Genomic DNA, 216 nt, shown 5'->3' with positions numbered 1-216 from the left:
TTCTTTCATTTCTTTAAGAGATAATACATTTAATTGGCTAGCAAAATCAGATGGATACATTGGGTGAATCTCATGACGGCTACATTTCATGTCATTTACCACTTCGTTATGTATTTTACTTAGATAAGGGACTGTGCTTTGATTAAGCATTGTTTCTGCCGATACGAACATGCCTTGGTCTGATAAAGTGCTGGAATTTTCAAGCATTTGCTCATA

1 pseudogene is annotated in these 216 nt (G+C 35.2%); it reads right to left on the bottom strand.

From position 1 onward, the window contains the following. Positions 1–216 (bottom strand): annotated as a pseudogene (locus FS486_RS19885) (radical SAM/CxCxxxxC motif protein YfkAB); the annotation flags it as partial.

This window comes from Bacillus sp. FJAT-22090 (assembly GCF_007676755.1).
In the GTDB taxonomy this organism is placed as follows: Bacteria; Bacillota; Bacilli; order Bacillales_A; family Planococcaceae; genus Psychrobacillus.
Note: the sequence above shows the minus strand (reverse complement) of the source record. Positions and strands in the feature narration are given on the sequence as shown.